Source organism: Dictyobacter aurantiacus, assembly GCF_003967515.1.
GTDB lineage: Bacteria > Chloroflexota > Ktedonobacteria > Ktedonobacterales > Ktedonobacteraceae > Dictyobacter > Dictyobacter aurantiacus.
Genome location: NZ_BIFQ01000001.1, coordinates 2,105,014 through 2,131,074, shown reverse-complemented (window position 1 = coordinate 2,131,074; position 26,061 = coordinate 2,105,014). Strand labels below are relative to the sequence as shown.

The following is a 26,061-nucleotide window of genomic DNA, read 5'->3' as shown; positions in this document are numbered from 1 at the left end:
ACCAGTACGATCTCCATCGTGCTAAATGTCTTTTTCTTCTTCTCCATTTTCTCCTCTTCCTTCTCACTTAAAAAAATGACTTTATTGTATTTTAACCCATAGGGAGCTATCCTTGCCATAGCTGTGGATTTCGCGGAAGTGGGTGGGTATCCATTCGCGGAAGGGCTTTAGCTTGCTGTTGGTCAGGCGCCCCGTATAAAACAGGATGGCATGCACTCTGGGTTGGGAGGCCAGCTGGATGAGCTGAGAGCTGGTTAGATAGTCGGTGTTGATGCGTACGCTGGAGGTATCGACCAGTTCTGGTGGAGTGTTGCGTTCGGCCAGCGCGGCGACGAACTGTCCATCAGTAATGACCAGTTGATCAGGGGCGATGGCCTGCTGCAGGTCGTGGGCGGCGCGTAGCGATCCCTGCGTGCCCCCGGAGGCGGCCTGTGCCTGCCAGTTGCGATAATTTACCTGGATGCCGCGCGCCCCGACACCAAGGGTGATCAGTACGAGCAGCAGACTCCCCGCGGTAAGGAGTGCTGGGAGTTGATGCCACTGCTGGCTGCTCAGGGGCAGGGGACCCAGCCCCATGCAGGTTAAAGCGACCAGCGCGGGTATCACGATCACAAAATGATGATCAAACAGTGGCTCTTGCTGCCAGAGCAAGATGGCGCAGGCCAGCGCCCAGCCCAGCAGCGGTACGACGCGCCAGTCTCTTCTCACGAGGGCGACGATACTGCCGTAGAGGGCGGCAATACCCAGTGGCGCGATAAAGAAGCGTACCACCCGACCGGTGTTGCTAATATGTCCGGTGACCTTGCTGGCCGCGGTATGGAAACTGATCACGCTCGACCAGAAATCTCCCAGGTGACCCAGAAAAGGCAGCATGATCAGCAGGGTTGCGAGGATCATGACAGCGACGCCGATCAGTAGTGAGCAGCTGGCCTGCCAGCGACTGCCAGCTGTCTGTTGTCGGATGCGCCAGAGATGGGCCAGCGCCAGTAGACAGACTGGGACCAGCGTGGCCAGAGCGAAGAGCTTGCTAAATATGCTTAACATTAGTGTAAGCGTACAGAGGCCCGCGTAGACGTTTCCACGTCGTCCGGAGGGATTATGCCACCAGAGATAAGCAAAGGCCACTGCCAGGATCGAGAAGGCCACCTGGGGACCTTCTGCCTGAATGGTTTGTGAGGCCGAAAGGTAGAGCGGTGCCAGCAACAGGAGTAACAGGGCAACAATAGCACCGAGCCAGCCGCGCAGCGCATAGCCTAGCAAAGATATCCCAACCAGGCCCAACAACGATACCAGCGCGATCCCTAGCCGCGCCGCCCATAGCGTCTGACCAAACAGTAGATAGGTCGGGAAGATGGAAAGGATAAACATCGGCGGCTGCGAATAGAACGTCGGATGGTAGAGCGCCGAGCCAGCGGCCAGCGAGCGCAGGGTCTGCCAGTATACTCCCTCATCATATGAGTCTCGGTCAAAGGGCACGCCCAGGGTATACAGGCGCATCAACAGTCCAATGATCAAGAGCGCCAGCAGGGCGCCAACGATCAAAAGAATCCCTTTCCTGGTAATGGACGTGGAAGGATGTTCATCTGTACTGGTCGCATTCGAGAGAACTGTATTCATGACGGTGTACATATCTCCTCTATGATGGGGAATATAGTAATAAATCTCTGACAACAGTAGCAAATAACCCACATTATTTCAAGTAACCACGACTTTAAGTTATTTGGGGGTGCCAGACCCCCTTTTTTCAGGGCGTGAGCGCCCCCGCGTAGCGGCCGCGCTCATTTTTAGTGGTGCATGGGTGCGCATTCGCGCACCCATGCACCACTAAAAATGACATCTGTCGATGGGTGGTTGCACCACTAAAAAATACGAGGCACCCTGTCCAGGGTGCCTCGCGGGAGCTGTGACTGATGTTACAGATCGAGATTATCTGTGTAGGTCTGCGGGGGCAGGTGTACCCCATCTACGTTGATGTTCAGGCTCATATTGTTGAAGGGGGGGCTGGCGATCGATTCGCCGGCACGCCCATGGCCGTTGTTATGGCTACCATTGCCATTGCCATTGCCGTGACCGTTGCCGTTCCAGCCGGAACCGGCCTCCAGCAAAGGAGTCAGTTCCTTGAAGATGCCTTTGGACGCCTGGCGCGCATCGGCGTTGTCGATCAGCTCTTTGATCTCTTCCGCCACCAGCTCATCTTTTTCGATCAGCGCCTCCGAGACTGCGATGACCGCCTCGCTGTGCTCGATAAACAGTTGCTTGACCGCGTTCAGTTGGGATTGCAGCAACGCTTCTACCCGATCCGCGAAGTGGGGTATAGCCGTTGCTCCCCCGGCTCCTCCCTCTCCAAAGGCCAGGTATGACGCGATGGTATTGTCCATACCAAAGACACCAATGTAACGTGCTGCCAGGCCTGTGGCACTCGCAAAATCGCCGGCAACACCATTGAGCTTTGTATTCAGGAATAATTCTTCCGCTGCGCGTGAAGCCAGCGAAACCTGAATACGAGCCAGAATATCTTCGCGATTCTGGGTAATGACGGTCTCTTTCGGTCGTGGATGGGCGAAGGCTGCCGCGCCCTCCACGTCACCGCGCATATGGATGGTCACATAGGCAGGGAAGAAGCGGTCCATCAGGTAGTAGCTGGCCACGGTATGGCCGGCCTCGTGATAGGCCAGGCGGCGACGCTCAATCTCTGTGAGCTCGCTGATCTGGCGCAGACCGTATTCATGCACATCCTGAGCCTCAGTGAGATCCTTGTAGGTTACCTTTGTGCGTCCGGCGAAGTGGGCGATGATTACCGCTTCGTTGATAACGTGCTTGATGGCGACAGGTGTATATTCAACCAGACGGGCTGAGAGAGCTGTGAGAGAAATGTTGTCCTCATGATCAACTTTGTTGAGGTAGTATTCAATCACCTCAGGACGATATTTATCGGTTGGCGGCGCGACGTTGATCTGGCGATCAAAGCGACCAGGGCGCAGCAGGGCGCGGTCCAGAGAATCCGGGATGTTGGTGGCGCCGATGGTCAGGACGGGCTGGTGCTGTGCGCGACCGTGGTAGAGGCCCAGCGTGCGCAGAATCTTTTTGAACCAGCCGGTCTCTATATTGGGCGGATCCATCTCCATCAGTAGCTGGTTCAGACCTCCTGTGCCGCCGCCCATCATTCCACCCATCATTCCCATCATCCCCATGCCACCGCCGTTATTGCCGCGTGAGCCGCCGATGGCATCGACTTCATCCATGAAAATGACGCAGCCGCCGTACTCGCGGGCCAGGCGACGTGCTTTGCGATAGAGATTGCTGATCATCAGGACATCGATACCCATGAACATGGCGCGGAAGCTGGCGGCGCTGGCATAGGCGAAGGGGACCCCCGCCTCGGTACTCATACACTGCGCCAGGTAGCTTTTACCGGTTCCGGGAGGTCCCGAAAGAAGAAGACCGCGAACGGGATTGCCGCCCATCTCCTGGAACTCTTTGACGCCGCGCAGCAGGGCGACGATGCGACGGGCCGCCTCCAGCACCTCTGGATTACCCTTGTAATCGTCAAAGGTAACGCCGGTCTCTCCGGGCATCACCCAGTAGAGGCGCGGACGTGCCAGGAACCAGAAGAGGGCCACAAACTGAATCAGGATATAACAGATGGCGAACGTAATCTGGATGATGCCGCTTAAGGCTGTGCCACCGTCCAATCCGGCGATGGTGACGCCAGAGGTAAAGAACCAGATGGCGAAAATGGTCAGGGCGATCCACCACCAGGCTCGGCGAATAAAGCGTCCAAACTGATCCAGACCCAGATCAATGGACTTATCGAGGTCACTACGTGGCCGCTTGGTTCTGGTTGTATTTGTTGACACTTTTTCTATCCCTTCAGCATACTGCCTGCCAGGCATGAGCAGGATGTCGTATTGGTGAGGTACTGGTTGTTCGCGCTACGAGAATACGGTATCGAGATGCCGTTCACTTACAATGAGGAAAATATCAGGCTGTTCGCCCTGATACATAGTCGATCGTGTAAATGTGGCCTGTTGATGAGGTTGTAAAATGCCAGAGTGTAATCGTGCTGCTGGCGGCGGTGTTGCTTGAACTGGTACTGGTTGAGGTCATATCGACCTCAATGAAGAGATCCAGCATGCCATCCGAGCCCTGGCTTGCGCCGTTAACTTTAATCGCTGTCCACTTCACCTGGGCGTATTTCTCACTGAACTGGAGCAGATACATCGAACTGTCGGGTTGCTTGCTCATCGACTTCTGGATATTGAGCATCGTATTCAGATCACCTGAACGCAGGGCCAGCAGCCAATCCTGGACATCGGAGCTTACCGGTGAACTGGCCTGTCCCGATTGTGGTTGTCCACTGATCGATGTATTGGAGCTGAATGGTATTTGTCCGGTCAAGAGATAATTGGTAGCGAAAATGCTGGCAAGAACAAGCAAGATGGCCAGCAGTGCCGCAAGCTTATGCGAGCGTATCCAGCGAATCGTATAGTAGAGCAGTTTGAAGATGGGACGCAGGATCGCTTTGATCGCCAGGGCCAGCGGTGCCTGCCCCATTCTTTTACGCGCCGGGGTGAGCGCGACGTTGGGTGATTCCGTTGGTGTGGTCTGTTCATTCGTCGTAGGCGGGGGCATAACCCGGGTAGGTGGCGGTTGAGGTGGTGCTGGTATCATAGATAGCGTATCTCAACTTTCTGGCACAGGAGCAGGCTATCGGGTACGAACTATACAACGTGTATTATCATCAGGGAACAATGTATGCTGGTTGCGCTCGATGGCTGTTGATAACCAACCCCCACAATATGGGTTCATTGTAGTACCATACATTATATCTTAGCATTAATCAAGACATTTCACTGCGTTTATATGCGCTATGTATGACATGTATGACATCCATCTTTGCCTGGTTTACACTGATAAACAAAGCAAAGAAATGTGATGATATAGGGTGTGTCGGCTGAACGTTTTTGATATAATATATGTACACTGTTTATAATCGACCATCAGTCCCTGGAATTGCAGGTAGAGCAGCATTGTAGGAGAAAGTAGGTGAGCGCGTCCATGGACGGCAATAGTAAAAAACAGGAAGAGTCGGGGCCATATATCTGGCTACGCTATGCATCCCAATATACGAAGGATGGCCGTACCCATACCGTTGAAATGAATGTACCTGTGCCCCTTGGCGCCAGTACAGAGGAGCGGGAACAGCTCTTTAATGAGGCCGAGGAAGGTATGCAGCAGCTGGTGACCTATATGGATCAACGGTCGCCACAGGGGGCGCGTGCCCAGGTGACGCGTTCTACCCCTCAACCACAGGCCAAGACCAAACCTGTGCCTGCTCAACCCACTGCCAATCTACGCACAAATACTCCAGGCAACCGGTCTGCCGCTATATCCGCGCCTCAGACGACTACCCAGATGAACCCGGCGGAATCACCGTCAGCTGGACGTAATGGTGAACGCACACGCACAGGTAATTTGACTGTATCGGGCGGCGAACCGGGAAGCAATATGCCTTTACCCCAGTTTATTCAATATATCAAAGAGAATATGGACCTGACGCCCAAGCAGGCAATGGAGATGCTCAATGTGCGCTCGCTGACCACCGGCATCAATCTACGCGACGCGCTGGAGCAGTTAAAGGAGATGGTTGGTCAGGGCGGCCCGGCTCCCACCTCCCTGTCGAAGCGACGTGACAGTGATGGCGGCAGCCTCCCTGATTACGGGCAGGAGGATGCCAATTCCATTCGTCCCCAGCCTTCGGGTCAGCTCCCGCGCCTCGGGCGTGGGGATCACGATTCTTCGATTATCGAGATGCGCGTGCCCCGCTCGGGGACCGGCTTTGTGGAAGAGATTGGACCCGAAGATCTGGACGATGGAAACGGACCCGGTGACGACCTGGAGGAACTGGACGATTTTCCGGTCTCTCCTGATGAGTTTAGCGCGCAGGAACTCGAGCGTGCTCGTTCCAAAGTCAGCTCTTTGCGCGAATCACAGGGCGCAACCACTGCCAGCCCTCAGCGTCTGCAAGTGCTGAACAATGTAGTCCTTTCGCAGATCTCTGATGAGCAATTACGCGAATTGATCGAGGGCGTCTGGAATATCGCGGCGAACAAGAAGCTCAAGGTTGACCAGGTAGAAGCGTTGATCTCCTGGGCGAAGTTGGAAGATGATTTTATTGAGCAGGTGGAAGCTGTTCTGGTAGTGCTAGAGGAGGAACGCTATGCGCGTGGTAACCGGTGAGGCAAAGGGTAAAAAACTGAAGTCTCCCAAAACAATTGGCACCCGGCCGATTATGGACCGGGTAAAGACGGCCCTGTTTGATATCCTTGCCGATGAGGTTACAGACGCTCGCTTTCTGGATCTTTTCGCGGGTACTGGTGGCGTTGGCATCGAGGCATTGAGCCGCGGGGCGGCCCGGGCTACCTTTATCGAAATGAATCCAAAGATCGTCCGGCTGGTGCGCGAAAATTTGCAGATCACCGGTCTGACCGCGCACGCAGAGACATTGCAGGGGGACTCATTTAAATTTTTGCAGGCTCACCAGACGCAACCATTGCCACCAACCCATGGAAACGAGAGGCGCGCTTACTTTCCAGCACCCGCCCAGGGGCAGCCGCGTGTCTACGATATCATCTATATTGCTCCTCCTCAATATGAAGAGATGGCGGCCCGCGCGCTGGGACTGGTTGATAGCTCGAAGTTGTGGGAGGACAATACCGTTGTTATCGTGCAGATCCATCCAAAAGAGCGTCCCGGCGTGGCAGGGATTGAGTGCCACAATTTTGTGCTCACCGATGAACGCCGCTACGGCAGCACGCTCTTGATGTTTTACCGCCATCAAAACGCCTGAGCCTGGTCTGTTGGCAACTGAGTATCACCGGTCGGTGTGACAGTTGCCTGTGGCAGGGTAAAGCGGAAGCAGCAGCCTCTCCCCTGGAGGCCCGAACTTTCCACCCAGATATAGCCGTGCATGCGTTCGACCAGTTGCTTGCAGATGTAGAGTCCCAGCCCCGTGCCACGCACGGTTCCCGCTATATCGCGGGGCAGGCGCGCGAACTGATCAAAGATATGCGCCTGCTCGCGAAAGGGAATGCCCGGCCCCCGATCTTTGATGCTGATACAAACGGTATCCTCCTCTGCTGGATCTACCTCGGCGCGGATAATGATGGGTGAGCCGGGCGGTGTATACTTAAAGGCATTGGAGAGCAATTGGTGCAGGATGTGACGCAGATACGGCCTGTTGGCCTGTACGTATAGGTTAGATGACGCTTGGATATGGATGCGATATTGTTCACGTTGCACAATATCGAGATTGGTGCATGTATCAAGGATAACCCGGGCTACATTGCATGGCTCGCCTTGATAAACCGGCTGTGTGTTATCTATATCTAATGTATCTAGGATGTTATTGACGATCGAACGTAGCTGCTCACAATACCGTAAAGCATCACGCAGGTACATACCGTGGTCTTTGTAGTCTAAATGCCCCTGCTGCTCAAACAGCGTTTCCAGCAATTCAAAGTAGCTATAGGTCGCGGTCAATGGTGTGCGCAGTTCATGATTGACATTGATCAGGAACTGTGTCTTAATCTGTTCAAACTGACGCACCTGCTCGGCGACCATCTGCTGTTGTTGTTTATTCTCTTCGGCCAGTACCCTCACTGGTTCAGTAATTTTGTCCGCCTGCCGATCTTTGAACATAATGACCACCACTGCTGCCACTGCCATCACCGGTATATTGATAAGAAGAGATGCAGGGGCCACGGGCAGGTGAAGAGTGCTTCTCTGCGAGAGGAGATAATAGCTACCGACTCCTACTATGAAACTCATGCCATAAATGCAGGCGCCTCGCTTACCGAAGGACCAGGCCCAGACAAGCATTGGAACCACCAGGATACGGCTATCATAGAAACTTGTAAATGTTAGCGCGTAAATAAGTACACAGATGGGGACACTGACCAGGCAGGAGCATAGCCGCGCATAGAGTGGCATCTTTGATATCGACATCAACCATGGCCAGTGTTGGTTCCCATACATGTCTTTTCCCCCTTTGCTACCCAATGCAATTACATTTATATTCATTGTTTAAACTTTGTTATATCAAGTCCTGGTCATTTGTAAGCATAGCATATCTTTATGTCATTGTACAGGCACATCTCTGTATAAAAAGTATTAAATTCTTGCGGTGCGTGATGTAGGCCACCGCAAAGTGGTGCCGTTGTGGGCTATAATACAGGGAAAAGATTGTAAAAAGCCTGAAGGAGGATTGGTACAATGGTTGGTAAGCCAGGGAGTGGACGCTTTGCATTTGTTGACGCGGGCGATGCCGCGCGTCGCCTGGGTGTTGATCGGGTGACGCTGGATCTATGGGTAAAAGAGGGGCGCATAAAAACCCATCGGGGTGTTGGGCGCGATGTCTTTTTCCGCGCGGGCGATGTGGAGGCGCTGTACAACGAGTTGCATCCAACGGCCGAGATGGCTCAAGCGGTAGCAGAGGACGAGCAGGAGACCGCCGAGGAGGCGAGCCCGGCCCGGCCCGCGCGCAAAAAGCAAGATCCGCAGATGCGTGTCTATCTGCGCCTGCAGGCCGATGCCAAGTGGTATGACATTTCAGAGGACGATATTCGTTTCTGGTTTCAGCAGCTGGCGCCCGATGGCTATGAACGCAACAAGCGCAACGCTGAACATTCCATCAAGAAGCTACAATTTCTGATCGGTTTGATCGAAGATGCGCAGCGGCGCGAGGCTGATCAGGCATGATGGGCATGGAGAAGATGCCCATCATTTCGATTCCAGGTTCTCATCTTCCCAGCCAAGCTCACGCCTGAGTTGCTCCAGAGAGACCAGGGGATCCCCTTTCATGCCACGCTGGGATAGGCGAAACGATGCCATAAATTTTTCATCATGAAGAATCTGCAGCGTCTGATTGAGGGAGGCAATCGTTTCGCGTAGCTGCATATAGCTCTTCATAGAACAAATAGCCATTACCTCTTCGTCGTCTTGCGTGATAATAATTGGTTCTTCAATCTCCTGAAAGAGCCGCGGCAAATCTGCCAGTTGCTTTTGGGCCTCGGATAACGACAAATGGCGTTCGGACATGATACTCCCCTTCGTGTAAGTTGCCCTGCATCGGTACATATATGCTCTGATCTGTTTTACTGTATTGGATGGTCGGCTGTTTGACAATAGAATGATCCACCATTATAAAAATAGTGAGATATTCCGCCTTATCTATGGTAAAACGCATTCTTGTATAGAATGTAACGTTTAGGATGGCGTTTTTTTTTCACCCTGCCTACCTGTAGAAATAGACAGGTAGCGAGCAGGTAGTTTCTCCGGTTTGAAAGACTGGCGGAAATAGCGGTGTCACCATCGCGCCGTGTGGGTATACTACGACTGTGCAGAGGAACCATCGGGATGGTCCCCAGTGAGAAATAGCGTGCTGATTGTGGAACCCGGTTACGTTATGATCATTCAGCTCAGCTACTGGTGACATGCTATCTGTCTGCGGGCGAGGCGTGACAGGTTAGCATCGCGCAGAAATGTAGTGGCTGGGGATGCTATCGGATATAGTATCGATGGAGCCAGACCGATGGATGACTCAGCCACACCAGAACTAGAGTGCAAGAAAAACAATTCTTGGAAAGGAGGAGTGCGCAACAATGGGACAATGGGCATATAAAGTCGTATACGTCGATTATCGAGGGCGTATCTCTTGCGAGGGCGTGGAGACGTTGATTGGGAATAATGAGCGCCGTAGCGCTTTTGTACGGCGTTACTTCGATAGCATCGGTCGTGAGGGCTGGGAACTGTCCAGCAATCAACCTCTGACTGCTAACTCCGCGTATTATGTGTTTAAGCGTCCAGCCCAGGATGGCGATTATGCCGATCAGCCTGCCGCTACACAGGAGACCCCGACAACACCTCCACCCACGACCTCCACCGAGGGGCCTACCATCGAAAGCGTCTAGCACGCTTTTCGGGGAGATGCGCCCAAAAACGCAGCTCGCATGGCTACCGCCTGACGGCAACCATGCGAGCTGCGTTTTTATTTGTCTTATGATCTTTCCGTAGATGCTGGGCTTGCCCCAGCATTGGGCTTGCCCCGGCGCGGCATTTAATGCTGCAGTATATAGACATCCGACCAATCACCAAAGTAGAGGCCGTTGCCGCTCATGGACAGTCCATGAATCCAACTAGGGATAATGGCAGCCAGGGTCTGGTGATCAATTGGCAGCCAGCCTACATCGCTGATGGCGATCTGTTCCGCCTGATTATAGAGCTTGATGCGTTCGTTTTGATCGTTGGTCTGCTCCGCCTTTTTTACGGTTTGATCAAACTGTGCATTGCTCCACTGACCATTGTTGTTGGAGGCGTTGCTGGTTAGATTCAGGGTCAGCCAGTCATAAGGATCTGGAAAGTCGGCGCCCCATTGCGTGAAGCCAAACTGCACCTCGTGTTTAGAGGTGCGATCATTATAGGCGCTCAACTCCACCGGATCAAGCTTGACCTGGATGCCGAGCGCGTTCTGCCACATGCTCTGCAGCACGGCGGCCTCGTTGGCTGATACCTGTGAGCTGGGATACGAAAAGGTGATCTTCGGCACCTTTTTGAGATCGGGATAGGCCGATTGGAGCAGCGACTTTGCTTTAGTGGCATCGTATGGCAGGCCCTTGTAATCGGGCTGGTAGCCGGGCATACCTGGAGGAATGATGGTCTGGGCGACCGTGACCGCGTCTTTAAAGACATCCTTCACCAGGGTCTGTTTGTCGGTGGCGTAGGCAAAGGCCTGGCGCACAGCTGCCTTGTTAAACGGCTCTTTTGTGTTATCAAAGAAGAGCAGATTGCTCTGCAGCAGCGGCTTACGTACAAAGCCTGGCTTATCTTTGACAGTTACCTGCTGTTCCGCCGGAATGTTCCACATAAAGTCATACTGACCAGCCAGGTAGGTCTGCAAGGCAGTGGCGGGATTGACGACAAAGAGCATGTTGACCTGGGTCAATTTCGGCTTGTTGCCATAGTAGTGGGGATTGGGAACCAGCACCATTTTTTTGCTATGCTGCCAATCCTTTACCATGAAAGGTCCCGTGCCCAATCCACTTCCGGCTGCATGCTGAGTCCACTGTTTGCCGTACTGTTCAATCACCTTCTGATTGAGGGGAAAGAAGAGTGAATTGCTTAGCTCACTTAAGAAGTAAGGTGTGGGGTGAGTCAGAGTTACCTGCAAGGTATGATCATCGACGGCTTTGACGCCGGTCAGGATTTTCGTCTTATTGTTCGCTACGGCATCAGCACCCTGAATTGGAGCCATGAAGAACGAAGCGATCGGGGAAGCGGTCTCCTGCAGCAGAGACCGGGTCCAGGTATACACATAGGTTTGTGCCGTCACCGGCGTTCCATCAGAGAACGCGACATTCGGTTTGATCTTAAAGGTATAGACCTTCTGATCGCCGGAGATCTGCCACGTGGCCTGGTCCGGCACTGTTTTCAGATTTTGATCGTTTTTGACCAGCCCACTATAAATCATATTGACAGCCTGGGCCGAATTACCATCCGGCCCCTGGGCTGGATCTAACACTGCCAGGTCGTTAATGCCGACATTCGGAAAATTCAGCACCTGCTGCTGAGCCATATTTGACTTTTGTGAACTTGAAGGAGTTGTGGAGGTATTGCCGCCACCGCAGGCGGCCAGCACTACCAGGAGCAGACTCAAAAATATGAATGGCAGCGTTGCTCGCGGCGCATCCTTAAGCCGGGCATGCGGAGGGCAATTGACCATATTGAGAACTCTCTTTCTGACTGAGTGGGATGCTATCTCCCAAAAAAAGAAAAGAACAGGGATAAAATCCTCGCTAGAAGAAACAATTGCTACTCAACAAATATTCCTTAATCAGGCCAGTTGCTCTTGATGGTTAATAAAGGAAGAGGGTGCATTGGAAAAGTAGGGGATGGGTGGTCAGCCCATCCCCTACTTTTCCAATGCACTTCCTCCTCTAGTGAGAGCCCTGGCTCTGATATAATATGTGTAAACATATTTTCATCATCGACACCTCGTTCAACGAAGAGCATCGATACATCATAGCCGACAGGAGATATCTATTTATGGTACAGACATCCTCGACCGCATCCCCCGTCTACCAGAATTTCATTGGGGGACAATGGCGACCTTCACATAGCGGTGAAACATTTGCCAGTACAAATCCGGCCCATACACAGGAGGTGATCGGACACTATCAGCTGTCAGATGCCACTGATCTGGAGGCCGCGGTTGAGGCGGCGGTAAAGGCACAGCGCGGCTGGGCCGCTACACCAGCGCCCGTGCGCGGCGACATCCTCTTGCGCACCGCTCTACTGTTAGAGCAGCGTCACGATGAACTCTCCAACCTGATGACGCGTGAGATGGGCAAGATTCTGCGTGAGACACGCGGCGACGTTCAGACCGCCATCGACGTAGCCAAATTTGTCGCGGGCGAAGGACGCCGCGCCGAAGGCGAGACGGTCCCCTCCGCCTTGCCTGACAAGTTCTGCCTGACGATTCGCCAGCCGATGGGCATCGTCGGCATCATCACCCCCTGGAACTTTCCTCTGGCTATTCCTGCCTGGAAGACCTTTCCCGCTCTCCTGGCTGGCAATGCTGTGATCCTCAAGCCTGCCAGCGATACCCCTTTGCTGACCCTGAAACTGGCTGAGATCTTACAGGAAGCTGGACTGCCCGACGGTGTTTTTAATGTCATCACGGGTTCTGGTGGCACCCTTGGCGATGCCCTGGTCAGCCACAAGAAGATCAATATGATCTCGCTTACCGGATCAAATGAGGTCGGGCGGCGCGTAGCTGAACTCTGTGGCCGAGATTTGCGGCGCTGCGCCCTGGAACTGGGCGGCAAAAATGCCGTGATCATCATGGACGATGCCGATCTGGACCTGGCTGCCAACAACATCACGCTGGGCGCCTTTGGTACCACCGGACAGCGCTGTACCGCGACCAGTCGTGTCATCGTTCATCGCGCTGCTTATAACCAGCTGGTGGACCGGCTTGTGGCAGCGGCCGAGCGCCTGCGCGTTGGTGATGGCCTGGACGCCCAGACCGAAGTAGGACCGCTGGTCAACCGGGGACGCGTCAAAGCCGTCGATGCCTACACACAGATCGGCAAGCAAGAAGGCGCGCGTCTGCTGACCGGAGGCGCCACGCTCACCCAGGACTCCTATCAGGAGGGAGCTTTTTATCAGCCCACCATCTTCGGCGACGTATCCCCCGACATGCGCATCGCGCAAGAAGAGGTTTTTGGCCCCTTCCTCTCCCTTATCCCAGTTGACTCCTACGAACAAGCCATCAGCGTCGCCAACTCAACCGAATACGGCCTCTCCACAGGCATCTTCACCGAAGACGCGCGCCTGGCATTCAGAGCCATGAGAGATATCGAATCAGGCCTGGTCTATATCAATGCCGGTACCACCGGTTCGGAAATTCACCTTCCCTTCGGTGGCATGAAAGGCAGCGGCAACGGTCACCGCGAACTGGGACCCGACTCCGTCAACGAATTCTGCGAGCTCAAAAGCGTCTTCATCTCCTACCCGCCACGCAAACACTAAACATAAGTTGTTGCATAAGCAGAGAAGGATGGCAGCTCAGCTGCCATCCTTCTCTGCTTATGTCTTATATTCTTTAATTCTTGTATAATTTGATGTAAAAATATACCCAAAAGTATAAATACAACAAATAGCACCCGTTGCTCGTATATAATATAGGGACTGTAGATGTGAAGGATTAGGGAGGGGAATATGCAAGAACAGCACGTTACGGAGTTGGAAGAGGTGATTAACTGGTTAAAGGGATACGCGAAACCTTTCAGCAGCACACAGCCTGGAGGGGATACGCGTGACCTTAAACCATTTATGGATTTTGTAGGTAGTGCTCGTATTTTGGCATGTGGTGAGGCAACTCATGGCACACATGAGTTTTTTACATTAAAACATCGGCTCCTGGAGCTCCTGGTTCAAGAGAAGGGTTTTACCCTGTTTGCCATTGAGGAAGGCTGGGTTGAGGCTCAGCGCATCAATGAGTTTGTCTGCTATGGGCATGGCGACCCACTCCGTCTGCTGGACGGTTTGCGCTTTTGGACCTGGAAGACGCAGGAGATGCTAGATATTATCCTATGGATGCGTGCGTACAATGAGCGACGTGGCAGCGCTCCTGCCATACAGTTTTGCGGTATCGACATGCAGTCCTATGACCTGGCAATGCAGAACGTATTGAACTTCGTACAGCAGGTTGATCCTGACTCGGTTGAGGAGATGCACGAGCTCTACGGCACCTTCTGGGAGTACGCGGACCAGCCAGGACGCTACAGCGAAGAGACGGCACAGGTTAAACAGACCTGCCAACTGCAACTGCAGCGTGTCTACGATCTGCTCAACCAGCGCCGCCCCATCTACGAACGGCTCTCCTCCGCCCGCGAGTTCGAATACGCGCTACATGGTGCCCGCATCGTCATTCAGGCCGAAGAGATGTTTGCTTCCTTCAACTATGAATTGCGTGACTGCTTTATGGCGGAGAACGCCATCTGGCACGCCGACCAGGCGGGTCCGGACGCTAAAATGTTTATCTGGACCCACAATGGGCACGCGGCCGCCCCGCTAGGCAACGAGCAGCGTAGATTTATGGGGACCTATCTGAGCGAACATTATCAGGAGGACTTCTTAACGATCGCCATGCTCTTTTACCAGGGAAGCTGTAACGCGCTGCATCGCCTGCATCCCCGCGTTCCACTGTCCTTGCCAGTGGGATTGCCGCCGAGGGATAGCTATGAATACGCCTTTCATGCCGTTGGCTTGCCGCGCATGATGATTGACCTGCAAGGATTCCCCGATAGCGAGACGCGTAGTGCCTGGTTGTTGCAGTCTCATCTCTACCGCGCGATTGGCGCCATGTACGCGCCTGAGCAAGATTCCTCGTACTGGTCGCTGATTGAGCTGGCCTACGAGTTTGATTTTATATTCTACCTGAATGATTCCACCCCCTCCCGGCTCATCCATAACAGCCACTTACAGACCGGAGAGACGCCAAAGATCCACACCTTGATTTCGACACGGCCAAGAAACGGCAACTTTGCGGCGGGACTGGCCTACTGGCTCTATAACACACCCCGGGGCCATGAATGTGGAGTCGAGACCACGCAGGCCCATAGCGGCGATGCCTGCGCCTACCTGAAGTCACTGGAAGAGGACCCGCTGGTCTTTAGCACGCTTCACCAGCTGATCGGGGCGACTGCCTATCATAATCAGCGCATTCGTCTATCCGCATACATCATGGCGAAGCAGGTGAAGAGTGCGGCCGGCCTCTGGATGCGTATCGAGGGTCCTGGTGGCTCCCTGCGTTTTGATGGGATGTACGATCGGCCCATCACAGGTAGCAACGATTGGAAGCGTTATGAGGTCGTACTGGATGTGCCCGAAGACAGTACGCAGATCGTCTTTGGTCTCTACCTCTCTGGACGTGGTCAGCTCTGGTTTGACGATGTGGAGCTAGAAAGCGTCTCTACCAACGTGCCAACCACCGATATATCGTATTGATGCGGATCAAGCATCTCCACGTTGGAGGGCAAACTGATCAAACATCGCCTCCCAGACCGCCTGGTTCTCAATGCGCTCAAGGGGATTGGCGACGCGTCCATTGATCATCTCAAAGATGCAGCTGAGCAAACGTTGAAGCACCATGGACGCTTCATCATAGAAACCGGCTGCCTTCTTAATGTCGCCGTTGAGGATTTCATGACAGAGAGCCGTGAAATTCTCGACGTCGATATGATTATGGTCGACGCGGAACTCATAGCTACCCATATGCCAGAGATTCTCATTGATCATCAGCGTATGCAGGGTGCGTGGATCGAGTTCAACCCCGTTGGCCCGACAGGTCTCGGCCAGCGCATCCATGGTCCAGTTAATGAAGATCACCAGCGTTGACAGCTGTTCGGTTGGCGTGTTTTTTGTCTCCCACTCCTGCTCCATACGGCTAATCAGGTTGAGTAACTCGAAGTTCTCCAGGCGCAGCTTTTCAGCTGGATCAGGCAGGCGAACTTTGAGTCCGTTAAGGTGCTGCGTTTCCTGGTGTACAGGATAGATAAAGCGCTGCTGCGCGAGTTGTCCCAGGTCGCGCGCCACATCCAGTTCGGGTCGGCGTAACGCACTGGCGATGCGCCGCACGCGTCGATAGAGGTTCACATGCGTGAAGAGCTCCAGACTGCGAATATCAAAGCGCATGGCATAAGCGATGGATGGTGATAGCTGAAGCTGGGTGCGCATACCCTGTGGAAGTACTTTGATGAGTTCCTGCCATTCATCGCTATAGCGCACCATCTCCATGGTCGCTCGCACCACTTCAATATCCAGCGAGGCCTCGCCGTAGGGGAGTAGCTTCTGCACATTGGGGCTGGCGATAAACTCATACTGGCCATCACTCCACAGCGAGAGCTCGCGGGCCGTCCATAATGTTTTGGTACGCAGGGCCTCGTGTAACTGCTGCTCTGTGATGACTTTCATCATCACCAGGCGTTCACCGATACGCTTGCCCAGGGGATCCTGAAGTTGCTGGGCGTAGGCCTCTTCAATATGATGGTAGGTTGTCATTCCCAACTGCTGCAAAACATCGCCCAATGCCAGCGCTCCGGGGTCCAATTCTGCTGCATTGGCCAGCTTTCCTTCGTTAAAATAAAGGATACCTATGCGCCCGGTACTCTGTTTGAGATGAATCGCGCCCGTCATGCTGCCAAGCTCTACAATCTGTAGAATTTCTACCAGGCCAAAGTCATTCAGATTACCAGACAGGACGGTGTCTGTATTCATTCTCTCCCCCATACGCCAGATGGTGCGCTTGATCGTATTGCTTGCCGTGAAATATATAGAAAGCGTCTGTCGAGGCACCTTTGAACATCTGTAATTTGCGCATTACATGTTCTCCATCGACGCGCCCATGCTCTGCATTATATCAGAGCCTTACCTTATTCAACAAGTTGCTGACATATGGCTCACCTTGATATATAAACATATATTTATATATACTTTTTACCATGGCTGGCTGCTATAATTTAGTATGATGAATATGAAAGATAAAGTCGCTTTAATTACTGGTGCTGGCCGTGGAGTTGGGCGCGCGACCGCCCGTTTACTGGCCCGGGCTGGAGCCCGGGTGATCCTGTTCAGCCGCACCGGGACGCAACTGGACGAGGCTGTGGCGGAGATCACAGGTAGTGGTGGTCACGCGCTGGCCTTTAGTGGGGATGTCTCAAGTGAAGAGGATGTGCAGACCGTCTTTCAGCATATCCAATCGACATATGGACGCCTGGATGTGTTAATCAACTGCGCCGCCATTGTAGCTGTGAAGCCATTTCCAGATATGGATACGGCCACCTGGGACCAGGTGATCAACATCAACCTGCGTGGCACCTTTCTTTGTTGTCGGGAGGCCTTTCGTCTGATGATGGCGCAACACCAGGGCGTAATCATCAACCTTTCATCCCTCTCGGGGGTCAAAGGAGTTGAGAAATTCCCCGGCATGAGCGCCTATAATGTCTCAAAGTCTGGTGTGGCAGGGCTGACTGAGATCCTGGCCGTTGAGGGGAAGCCGCATAACATCCGTGTCTGCGCGGTCAGTCCTGGCGCGGTGGATACCGAGATGCTGCGCCAGGCCGCGCCACATCTCAAGGCGGGCATGACCGCCGACGAACTGGCTGAGATCCTCGTCTACCTGGCCGCTGACAGCGGCCGTATGTTCAGCGGCAGCAACATCGAGCTGTTCACCAACGCTTAAGCCTGTTGACGTGCGCCAGCTTATAGGGAGGATAGCTGGCGCCTGCCAGGCCAACTGGCGCGGGAATGCTGGCCACGGATACAAATTGTTGAGTATTCCGTCTGAACTTATCAGACGTCAAATAGTGGAGAACACTAAATCAGGAGCCATTTTGTGTGTTGGCACAACGGGTGACCGTCATCCTTTGCAAAAGGAGAGCACCGAAAAAACAGAAATGCCCACGTAGGTGCTGGGCTTGCTCCAGCTTCATAGACGCGTTCCCAGAAAAGGATGAATCAATGGATGGTATGCGCTTGTGTTGATCGACGCTCGCAGGGAACGATATCACCTTTGGTGGACATGCACGCCCGGGAGCCGGTCGCTTCGCGACAAAGTCGGGGCAAACCCGACACCTACGTGTTCATCTCTTTTTTCTGCTCGCGGTTTCTTTTTGCAAAAAATGAATGATACCCTGGTGCACCAGGGACGCACCAACTCACAAAATGACTCCTGAGAGGCAGTGCCTAGTCAGTGTACAGGGAATAAATAGATGCTTTGCAATCTTGTAAATTACGGTATGGTCAGCCTGTCCTGACTTTAAAAACACGTGAACAACTCGCTATCATAGAGATTGGAAAATAGAGAGAAAGAGGATACTGACATGGCCTATCTGACCCGGCGTGTTACTTTCAGCGCGGCGCATCGCTTATGGAGCAATCAACTATCAGACGAAGAGAATTATCAAATTTACGATAAATGTGCCAATCCCAATGGTCATGGGCATAACTATATCCTGGAAGTGACGGTCTATGGACAGCCAGATCCGAAGACAGGGATGGTCATGAATCTGACCGATATGAAGCGTATCACCAATGAGCAGGTGGTGGATTGGGTGGATCATAAGCACCTCAATCATGATGTGCCCTGGTTGGAAGGGGTGATCCCAACCGCCGAATTACTGGTGATCAAGTTTTGGGAACGGTTGGAGCAGGAGTTTCCCCCTGGCTTACTTTATGAAGTTACCTTGCATGAGACCGAGAATAATAGCGCCAGCTATCGTGGGGAGCGCGCGGATGTACTGGAAGCGAGACTGCCATGAGGATAGCACTGGTGGCACCCCTGGTTACGCCGATCTCTCAACCATTTCTGGGCGGGTCGCAGGCCATGGTGGCCGATCTAGCTATAGGTATGGCGCAGCGTGGACACCAGGTGACGCTGTTCGCGCGTGAGGGTTCGTCTGTGCCGGGGATTCATATTGAGCCGGTGACGGTACCCGAGCATGTCACGCCATCAAGCTTCGCAGATCCGGGCAAAGAGCAATCACTCGATCCAGGGTTTATGGCCCAGGCCAACGTTTTTCTGGAGCTCTACCTGCAACTGCGCCAGCGGGCTGGGGAATTTGATCTCATTCACGCCCATGCCTTCGACTGGCCCAGCTTTGCCTGTAGTACATTGATCACAACCATCCCAGTCCTGCATACCGTCCACCTGCCCGCCATCTCGCCCGAAATCAACAGCGTATTGAGCGTATTGGAGCGCCAGCAGCATCCAGTAAATCTGTTGACTGTTTCGCAGGCATGCGCCCGCGACTACGCGGACTACTGCACCTTCGATCATGTTATCTACAACGGACTGGATATCGAGGCGGTCCCTTTCTCTGATCGAGTTGCTCCTGACGCGCCACTCTTATTTGCCGGGCGCATTACCCCGGAGAAAGGCGTGGAGCAGGCGATCGAGATCGCCGAGATCGCCGAACGACGCCTGATTGTGGCTGGCGGCATCTACGATCGCCGCTATCATGAAGAGCGTATCCTGCCACGCATCGCGCGCAAGCCAGAGCAATTTACCTATGTGGGTCAATTGGACCACATCACGCTCTGGAAGCTGATGAGCGAGGTCCAGGGACTGTTGTTTCCCATCGCCTGGGATGAACCCTTTGGCCTGACACCTGTCGAGGCTATGGCGGCCGGTACGCCGGTTATCGCCTTCCAGCGCGGTGCCATGCCAGAAATCATTCGGGACGGGCAGACCGGCTTCTTAATTCCCTCCGGCGATTGTGTCCGAGCCGCCCGGGCAGTCCAACGACTCTGGGCGTTATCGCGTGAAGGCTGTCGCGCCCATGTCAAAGCGAAATTTTCCCTGCAGCACATGCTCGATGCACATGAAGCCGTCTATCAACGCTTGATCCGCTGATTCATCATCAGCATATTGTTATAATAATAAGCAAAACAGGCGTCAAGGTAGTGCTGGAGCATTGCTCCAGCACTACCTTGACGCCTGTTTTGCTTATTATTTTTATGTGAGCGCCGCAGGCGCGTATTGTCATGGCCGAAGGCGCGAACCGCTGCACTGGCGCCCCCCACCCTTAAAAAACAGGAAGATAGCGCTCAATCTCCCAGTTATGAACCTGCTGGCGATATTCAGTCCACTCGATGCTTTTGGCATCGATAAACCCTTCATAGATGGTATCGCCCAGCACATCACGGATCAAAGTATCTTCGCGCATCCCATCCAGTGCCTCGCCCAGCGTCGCGGGCAGCAGGCGGGCCCGGGGACGCAGACGCTCGCCCTCGTCCTGCAGAAAAATATTCTCATCCATGGCCGGGGGCAGGGTCATCTTCCGTTGGATTCCATCCAGGCCAGCGCGTAGCATGACGGCCAGCGCCAGGTGAGGATTGCAGCTGGGATCGCTGCAGCGCAACTCGATGCGCATCGATGTCTGCGGATCTGTGCCGGGGCGCGGTACGCGGATCAAAGCCTGGCGATTGACGCGTCCCCAGTTGACGAGCACGGGCGCTTCATAACCGCGCACCAGGCGTTTATATGAATTGACCAGGGGAGCCAGGATGGCGCACATTGAACGGGCATGCGCCAGCTGGCCCGCGATAAATCCACGCCCGATTTCGGAGAGCCCATATTCCGCGTGCTCATCGACAAAGACATTCTTACCCGTATCGGTACTGATTAATTGCTGGTGAATATGCAGGCCGGAGCCGTTGGTGCGGTAAAAGGGTTTTGGCAGGAAGGTAGCGTACAGGTTATGCTGCGAAGCGATGGCCTTGATGACGTACTTGGCGGTCATCAAGCTATCGGCCATACGCAGGGCATCGCCGCTCTCAAAGTCGATCTCATGCTGGCCCGGTGCCACCTCGTGATGGCTGCTCTCAATTTTAATGCCCATGCTCTGCAGGGCATGCACCATCTCGCTGCGAATGGTTACCGTAAATTTGGTTGAGAGGTCAAAGTAGCTACCGGGATCGTCTTGTAGGGGAACCGGCTTTTTATCTTTGACCTGAAGCAGGAAAAACTCTAATTCGGGGGCCACTTGGTACTTGAAGCCCATAGAGCGCGCCTCTTCAATGGCCCCCAGCAGTGCTGCCCGCGGATCCCCTTCGAAGCGTTCCCCATCGGGTTCGCGTATATCACAGATGACGCGTGCCACCACCTCTCCATCGTCCTGAGAGTCCTGCAGGCGCGTATCAATGGTTGGAGCGGGACGTACCGTACCCGGCAATGCAGTAAAGGTTGAGAGGTCCGGATACAGATACATGTCGCTTTCGGCCACGCGGGCTATATTTTCAAGCGCGGAACCGTCAAACCACTTGCCGTGCCGCACACAATCGGCAAACTGCTCCACTGGAATTGTCACGCATTTGGCGACCCCTACCACATCGGTAAATTCCAGATTCACAAAACGGATGCGTTCGTTTTTAATGGTGGCCATGACCTGCTCAAAGCTGTTATGGTCTCCACGTTTGTCTGCCATGCTCTTTTGCTCCTTCGCGCCATTGCTGTTCTAGTATTAGCGTCTACTTTGACATCTCGCTGATGACCAGATGCTTTTTCCCTTTATCTCAAAAGGAGAAGATGACCCCTGGTGGTTGTCACATCTACTTTTTTCGTATCTTCATTATACGCAAGCCAGCTGCTGGTTGGAAGTAGGTATACCAGTCGCCGCTTGCCTGCCAGTGACCTTTGCAAGAGAGTAAGCACTACTTATAACGATCTACCTACATTGTATAGCATCAACGCCGAGAAGAGAGGTTTTTTTGAGGCCTTTTTTTGCTGGTTGTTTTCAGAAAGGGTCTTACTCCCATCTCTCTGGTGACTCTTGATAGCCTCCGCACGCGCGTCCGCTACGCGGCCGCGTTGATTTAGTATAGTAGTGCAAAAGGGGCGCCGCGGCGCCCCTTTTGCACTACTATACTATGGGTGATTGAACCCATGATGCGAAATTTCATGCAGACCGCAGGCGATGAGCATGAGGATAAGACACATTCGCAATGTAAGTGAACAAAGGGGGAAATAAAGGTCCAGAGGAAAGACCACCGTAGGTGCGCCCCTTGCGGGCGCTTGCCGCGAAGCGGCCCCGTGCCCGGGCGCGCACGTTCCACCAACGATATTATCTCCCCCTCAAAGGGGCGCCAGCGCGTTATGTTGAAAGTATTGCCCCTTGCGGGCTACTGCCGCGCAGCGGCTCTGTACCTGGCCGCAATGCTTCTGCTATTCTCGCGGGCGACATAGATGCCGCCCGCAAGGGTGAATGTGATGGGGGTTATTCGAGTCCCAGCCAGTGCTGGTCGGCTCGCTGCTCCCAGATGGCGCGAATCTCCTGGTATTCTTCGTCTGAGAGGTCTCCGGCGGAGATCAAAGCGGCGTTTTGAGCATAGCGCGTCGGATTGGTGGTGCCCACGATGGCGGTATGCACGCCCGGCGTACTCAGGGTAAAACGCAGAGCCATCGCCAGTGCCGTGGCGGGTCCGCTCTGCAGGAAGTCATATTTAAGCTGCTGCAGGCGCTCCCAGTAGGAATATCCATATGCGTTTTTGTCGATATTTGGATCGGTCCAGGCCGCGTTAGCGATCGGTCGCTTGGCGATTATGCCCATGTTGCGCTCGACGGCCATCGGGATCGTGAAATCGATTGTCTGCTGGTCGGCGATGTTGAGCGAGGTCTGCAGCGTATCGAAGGCGTCGGTGCGAATGGCGTAGCGGGCGTTTTCATTGGTGCCACTATAGCCGATGTAGCGCGTCTTGCCCATGCGTTTGGCTTTTTGCAGGACGTTAATAATCTCGCCCTGACGCAGCACTTCCAGAGGACAGGTATGGATCTGCAGCAGATCCACATGGTCGGTTCGCAGCCGTTGCAGGCTGCGATCGATGCTGGCCTCGATGGTGCGGGGATCCCAGTCCTCGAAATCCTCCAGGCCCTCGCCCGAAGCATGGCCGCACTTGGTGAACAGATAGTAGTCGTCCCGACGAGTGGAGACCGCGCGGCCAATGAGCTCCTCGCTATCACCATAGCACGCGGCCGTATCGATCACATTTAAGCCCGCGTCGAGGGCGCTACGTAAAATCTCGTCCACTTCCGCCACTGTCTTACCCGATCCGATTTCTGAACCACCAAATCCCAGCACACTGACCTGCATATCTGTTTTACCAAACTGTCGCCGTTCCACGTGAAACTCTCCTTTGCCTTCTGCTAATAAAACAACATTGCCACCTGGTTTTTATGAGGTGTGTTATGGTGTTGTGTTGTACATGCGCCTGGCGCATGTACAACACAACACCATAACACACCTCACTTTTTAAAGCACGTTTTTAGTAGTTGGTGCAACGCAGGTGGGTGCGAATGCACCCACCTGCGTTGCACCAACTACTAAAAACACGATGAGCGCCGTAGGCGCGTAAAGTCAGGGGCCGCAGGCGCGAAACCTATCGCCTTCAAGCACTTGTTAAAGGGGAAGATGGTCTGTAAGCATTCCACGCCATAAAAGTAAGAGCACCCGCCCCAGAGGGGGTGCTCTTACATGATTTCATGCTTCTGTTATGTTAACGGGCCGAGGTTGTGAATAGTTTCAAGTGATGGCGCAGCGTCATTTCGCTTCTCAGGACAGGGTGTTGCCGACAAGCTCTTCCTGGGAGAGGGGCCCAATGGCCGCGACTGTCAGCGGATGGACTGGCGAGTAGCGCTGCAACATGCTCAAGACCTGTTCCTGGGTGACCGCGTCGATGGCATCTTTGATCTCTTGAATGGTTTTGAGCTGGCGTTCGTACCACCAGGAGCGGAGGATGGCGCTCATGCGCGATCCCGAGCCCTCACCCCGCATTACGTTTTCGCTCTTCAATTGTACCTTGGCGCGCTCCAGTTCGTCGGCGGTAATGCCATCCTTCTCAAGCTTGCGCAGTTCGTTGACGATAACTTCCAGGCATTCGCGTCCCTGTTCGGGCGTGGTCCCTGCATAGACACGCAGGGCGCCGATATGCTTATTGCCCGACAGGCCAGCGGATACACTATAGACCAGGCCGCGCTTCTCACGGACCTCTACGAAGAGGCGGGATGCCATTGAGCCTCCGAGCACCTCGGCCGCCACCATGGCTGCGTAGTAGTCCTGGTCGGTATAGTTGGGGAAGGGCACCATCATGCCGATATGTTCCTGTTTGCCCTCGCGAAACTCCAATGAAACGCTTTGAGTGGGATGCGGCTCCTGCTCGGGCGAAGGTGCCGCCTCCCCCTGCCAGTTGCCAAAGAGACCCTGCATGCGTTCTACGACGTGGTCCCAATCAAATTTGCCCGCGATGGAGAAGAGCACATTGTTGGGTTGATAGCGGGCCTGCCAGAAGTCGCGTAGATCCTGCCGCTTCAACTGGCGCACCTGTTCGTCTGTTCCCAGCACCAGGCGACTAAGCGCGGTCCCCTTATAGAAATTGGCGCGCACCAGTTCAAAGATGCGGCTCATCGGCTCGTCGTCGCGGCGGCGAATCTCCTGCAGAACCAGATTGCGCATCTGCTCTAATTCGCTGTTAGGAAAGGTCGAGTTGAGCAGGACATCATGGAAAAGATCCAGGGTAGCGTCAAATTTGGTATTGACGATCTGCCCCCACACCATGGCTGTCTCCAGGCTGGTGCTGGCCCCTTTGCGTGCCCCTAACGATTCGAAGGCCTCATTGAGCGCGCGTGCATCTTTCGTTTTTGTGCCCTGAAAGAGCATATACTCAAAGAGATGAGCAAGCCCCTGCTTCTCTTCAGGCTCGTGGACGACGGCTGCATCCAGTTGGAAGCCAAAGCTGATCGAGCTCAGACTGGGCATATATTGACCTATAAGTTCAATGCCATTGGGCAATGTGTGGTAGAAATAGTTGGGTGGTAACCCCTGTTGGTCACTCATCTATCGGGACATCCTTTCTTAGACAGGAGCGGAGGCCGCACATGGAAACATGGTTAGTATATCACAAGGGGATGGCAAAATGTTTTAAATACTCTGTTGCATGTCTTGCCCCACACTGGCGTCCGCATACGCGGCCGCACTCGTTTTTTTGTATTGGTGCAGCGAGTGCGCATTCGCTGCACCAATATAAATAGATATTCAGGCACCTCAGGCGCGCAGAGGTTGTTTGTGAGATGGTGCATCGGGGGCGCATTCGCGTCCCCGCACTGGCGTCCGCACTCGTTTATTAATATTAGTACAGCAGGAGCGCATCTGCGCTCCTGCTGTACTAATATTAATAGATATCTGTGTACCCTCTATCTGGTCGAAGGGGATTAGGTTTGCTGCGGCGCCCGGGCTGCCTGGCTGCTGGTGCTGAGTATGCCTATCACCGAGATGATCAAGAGCACGAGTCCGGTGCTCAGGAAGGTGAGCCTGACCCCCAGGTAGGGTAGCAAGACCAGTACAGGCAGAAATGTGCCCAGGATACTGCCCGCTGTCGAAATCGCGTAGAGTTGGCCGGAGACGCGACCGGCGCTGCCCACCTGCTGAATGCGAATGCGAATAGAGTATGGTGAGACGCATCCCAGCAGGATAGTTGGCAGCGCAAACAGGATGATGACGGTAAGCAGTGAGCCGTAGAGTACTCCCACATCATATGGGGCAAAGGTCAATTGCGCCCAGCTTAATACGGGTCCTGAGATCAGTGGAATTAGCAGGATCAGTAGCGAGGCTACTCCCGTAATATAGTAGAGGTAGACCGGGCGTGGGTAGCGGTCCGCTAGTAGTCCCCCGACGTAATAACCGACTGTCAGATAGAGCAGGATAAGACCAATGATACTGGCCCATACAAATAACGAATCGCCAAAGTAGGGTGATAGCAGCCGCGAGGCGGCCATCTCTACGGAAAGCGATGCCGCTCCAGCGAGAAAGACCAATAGGAGAAGCAGCCAGCCCTGGAAGGAGGCAGGTAGAGTAGCCTCAATATGTTCCGAGGCGGCTTGCTTTTCTTGTGGGCCTGTAGTAGTGGCCATGCGATGAAATCCTCTTTCGTCTCCAATGGATAATCAGG

General features: G+C 53.9%; 20 protein-coding genes. 9 read left to right on the top strand and 11 right to left on the bottom strand.

Going from position 1 to position 26,061, the window contains the following annotated elements:
• Positions 1-81 precede the first annotated feature (81 nt).
• From KTT_RS08535 to KTT_RS08525, 3 genes are all read right to left on the bottom strand, one after another.
• Positions 82-1,617: an ArnT family glycosyltransferase gene (locus tag KTT_RS08535; protein ID WP_160145746.1), complete on the bottom strand. Its 1,536-nt coding sequence runs from the start codon at positions 1,615-1,617 to the stop codon at positions 82-84.
• A 296-nt stretch (positions 1,618-1,913) separates the two neighbouring features.
• The gene (locus KTT_RS08530) at positions 1,914-3,857 is read right to left on the bottom strand and encodes an AAA family ATPase (RefSeq protein WP_160145745.1); all 1,944 of its coding nucleotides are present in this window, start codon (positions 3,855-3,857) and stop codon (positions 1,914-1,916) included.
• A 124-nt stretch (positions 3,858-3,981) separates the two neighbouring features.
• Positions 3,982-4,671: a hypothetical protein gene (locus tag KTT_RS08525; protein ID WP_126595575.1), complete on the bottom strand. Its 690-nt coding sequence runs from the start codon at positions 4,669-4,671 to the stop codon at positions 3,982-3,984.
• Positions 4,672-5,046: 375 nt separating this feature from the next.
• Here KTT_RS08525 and KTT_RS08520 point away from each other — a divergent pair, with 375 nt between their 5' ends.
• Positions 5,047-6,240 (top strand): hypothetical protein, encoded by a 1,194-nt coding sequence (locus tag KTT_RS08520; protein WP_126595574.1) that lies wholly within the window; start codon positions 5,047-5,049, stop codon positions 6,238-6,240.
• Positions 6,221-6,850, top strand: coding sequence for a 16S rRNA (guanine(966)-N(2))-methyltransferase RsmD (gene rsmD / locus KTT_RS08515; protein WP_126595573.1), 630 nt, complete (start codon positions 6,221-6,223; stop codon positions 6,848-6,850). Before KTT_RS08520 ends, rsmD begins: the two co-directional genes overlap by 20 nt.
• Here rsmD and KTT_RS08510 read toward each other — a convergent pair.
• Positions 6,838-8,037: a sensor histidine kinase gene (locus KTT_RS08510; protein WP_160145744.1), complete on the bottom strand. Its 1,200-nt coding sequence runs from the start codon at positions 8,035-8,037 to the stop codon at positions 6,838-6,840. The two genes, rsmD and KTT_RS08510, sit on opposite strands and share 13 nt — an antisense overlap.
• A 237-nt stretch (positions 8,038-8,274) precedes the next feature.
• On the opposite strand from KTT_RS08510, the gene KTT_RS08505 reads away from it, so the two are divergent.
• On the top strand, positions 8,275-8,760 hold the full coding sequence (locus tag KTT_RS08505; protein WP_126595571.1) for a helix-turn-helix domain-containing protein: 486 nt from the start codon (positions 8,275-8,277) through the stop codon (positions 8,758-8,760).
• Positions 8,761-8,781: 21 nt separating this feature from the next.
• Here KTT_RS08505 and KTT_RS08500 read toward each other — a convergent pair whose 3' ends face one another.
• Positions 8,782-9,099 carry a type II toxin-antitoxin system Phd/YefM family antitoxin gene (locus KTT_RS08500; RefSeq protein ID WP_160145743.1) on the bottom strand — a complete coding sequence of 106 codons (318 nt, stop codon included), beginning with the start codon at positions 9,097-9,099 and terminating at the stop codon, positions 8,782-8,784.
• A 563-nt stretch (positions 9,100-9,662) separates the two neighbouring features.
• Here KTT_RS08500 and KTT_RS08495 point away from each other — a divergent pair.
• Positions 9,663-9,971 carry a hypothetical protein gene (locus tag KTT_RS08495; protein WP_126595569.1) on the top strand — a complete coding sequence of 103 codons (309 nt, stop codon included), beginning with the start codon at positions 9,663-9,665 and terminating at the stop codon, positions 9,969-9,971.
• Positions 9,972-10,117: 146 nt separating this feature from the next.
• Here KTT_RS08495 and KTT_RS08490 read toward each other — a convergent pair whose 3' ends face one another.
• The gene (locus tag KTT_RS08490) at positions 10,118-11,779 is read right to left on the bottom strand and encodes a peptide ABC transporter substrate-binding protein (protein ID WP_126595568.1); all 1,662 of its coding nucleotides are present in this window, start codon (positions 11,777-11,779) and stop codon (positions 10,118-10,120) included.
• 323 nt (positions 11,780-12,102) lie between these two features.
• Here KTT_RS08490 and KTT_RS08485 point away from each other — a divergent pair, with 323 nt between their 5' ends.
• Complete coding sequence (locus tag KTT_RS08485; protein WP_126595567.1) at positions 12,103-13,590, top strand: aldehyde dehydrogenase family protein; 1,488 nt, start codon at positions 12,103-12,105, stop codon at positions 13,588-13,590.
• A gap of 189 nt (positions 13,591-13,779) precedes the next feature.
• Complete coding sequence (locus KTT_RS08480) at positions 13,780-15,570, top strand: erythromycin esterase family protein (protein WP_126595566.1); 1,791 nt, start codon at positions 13,780-13,782, stop codon at positions 15,568-15,570.
• Between the two features lie 6 nt (positions 15,571-15,576).
• Here the strand turns inward: KTT_RS08480 and KTT_RS08475 are convergent, their stop codons facing one another.
• Positions 15,577-16,839, bottom strand: coding sequence for a DUF4388 domain-containing protein (locus KTT_RS08475; RefSeq protein ID WP_160145742.1), 1,263 nt, complete (start codon positions 16,837-16,839; stop codon positions 15,577-15,579).
• Positions 16,840-17,095: 256 nt separating this feature from the next.
• Between KTT_RS08475 and KTT_RS08470 the strand changes: the two genes are divergently transcribed.
• The 3 genes from KTT_RS08470 to KTT_RS08460 all read left to right on the top strand — a co-directional run bounded on the left by KTT_RS08470 (position 17,096) and on the right by KTT_RS08460 (position 19,975).
• Positions 17,096-17,803 carry an SDR family NAD(P)-dependent oxidoreductase gene (locus KTT_RS08470; RefSeq protein ID WP_160145741.1) on the top strand — a complete coding sequence of 236 codons (708 nt, stop codon included), beginning with the start codon at positions 17,096-17,098 and terminating at the stop codon, positions 17,801-17,803.
• 640 nt (positions 17,804-18,443) lie between these two features.
• Positions 18,444-18,881: a 6-carboxytetrahydropterin synthase gene (locus KTT_RS08465; RefSeq protein ID WP_126595563.1), complete on the top strand. Its 438-nt coding sequence runs from the start codon at positions 18,444-18,446 to the stop codon at positions 18,879-18,881.
• 11 nt (positions 18,882-18,892) lie between these two features.
• Positions 18,893-19,975, top strand: a complete 1,083-nt coding sequence (locus KTT_RS08460) for a glycosyltransferase (RefSeq protein WP_160145740.1) — start codon at positions 18,893-18,895, stop codon at positions 19,973-19,975.
• 172 nt (positions 19,976-20,147) lie between these two features.
• Here KTT_RS08460 and KTT_RS08455 read toward each other — a convergent pair whose 3' ends face one another.
• The 4 genes from KTT_RS08455 to KTT_RS08440 form a co-directional block, all read right to left on the bottom strand.
• Positions 20,148-21,548, bottom strand: a complete 1,401-nt coding sequence (locus tag KTT_RS08455; protein WP_126595561.1) for a glutamine synthetase family protein — start codon at positions 21,546-21,548, stop codon at positions 20,148-20,150.
• 789 nt (positions 21,549-22,337) lie between these two features.
• The gene (locus KTT_RS08450) at positions 22,338-23,240 is read right to left on the bottom strand and encodes an aldo/keto reductase (RefSeq protein ID WP_126595560.1); all 903 of its coding nucleotides are present in this window, start codon (positions 23,238-23,240) and stop codon (positions 22,338-22,340) included.
• A gap of 429 nt (positions 23,241-23,669) precedes the next feature.
• Complete coding sequence (locus tag KTT_RS08445; protein ID WP_126595559.1) at positions 23,670-24,950, bottom strand: M16 family metallopeptidase; 1,281 nt, start codon at positions 24,948-24,950, stop codon at positions 23,670-23,672.
• 374 nt (positions 24,951-25,324) lie between these two features.
• Entirely contained in the window at positions 25,325-26,023 is a 699-nt protein-coding gene (locus KTT_RS08440) for a fused MFS/spermidine synthase (RefSeq protein ID WP_126595558.1), read from the bottom strand.
• Positions 26,024-26,061 lie beyond the last annotated feature (38 nt).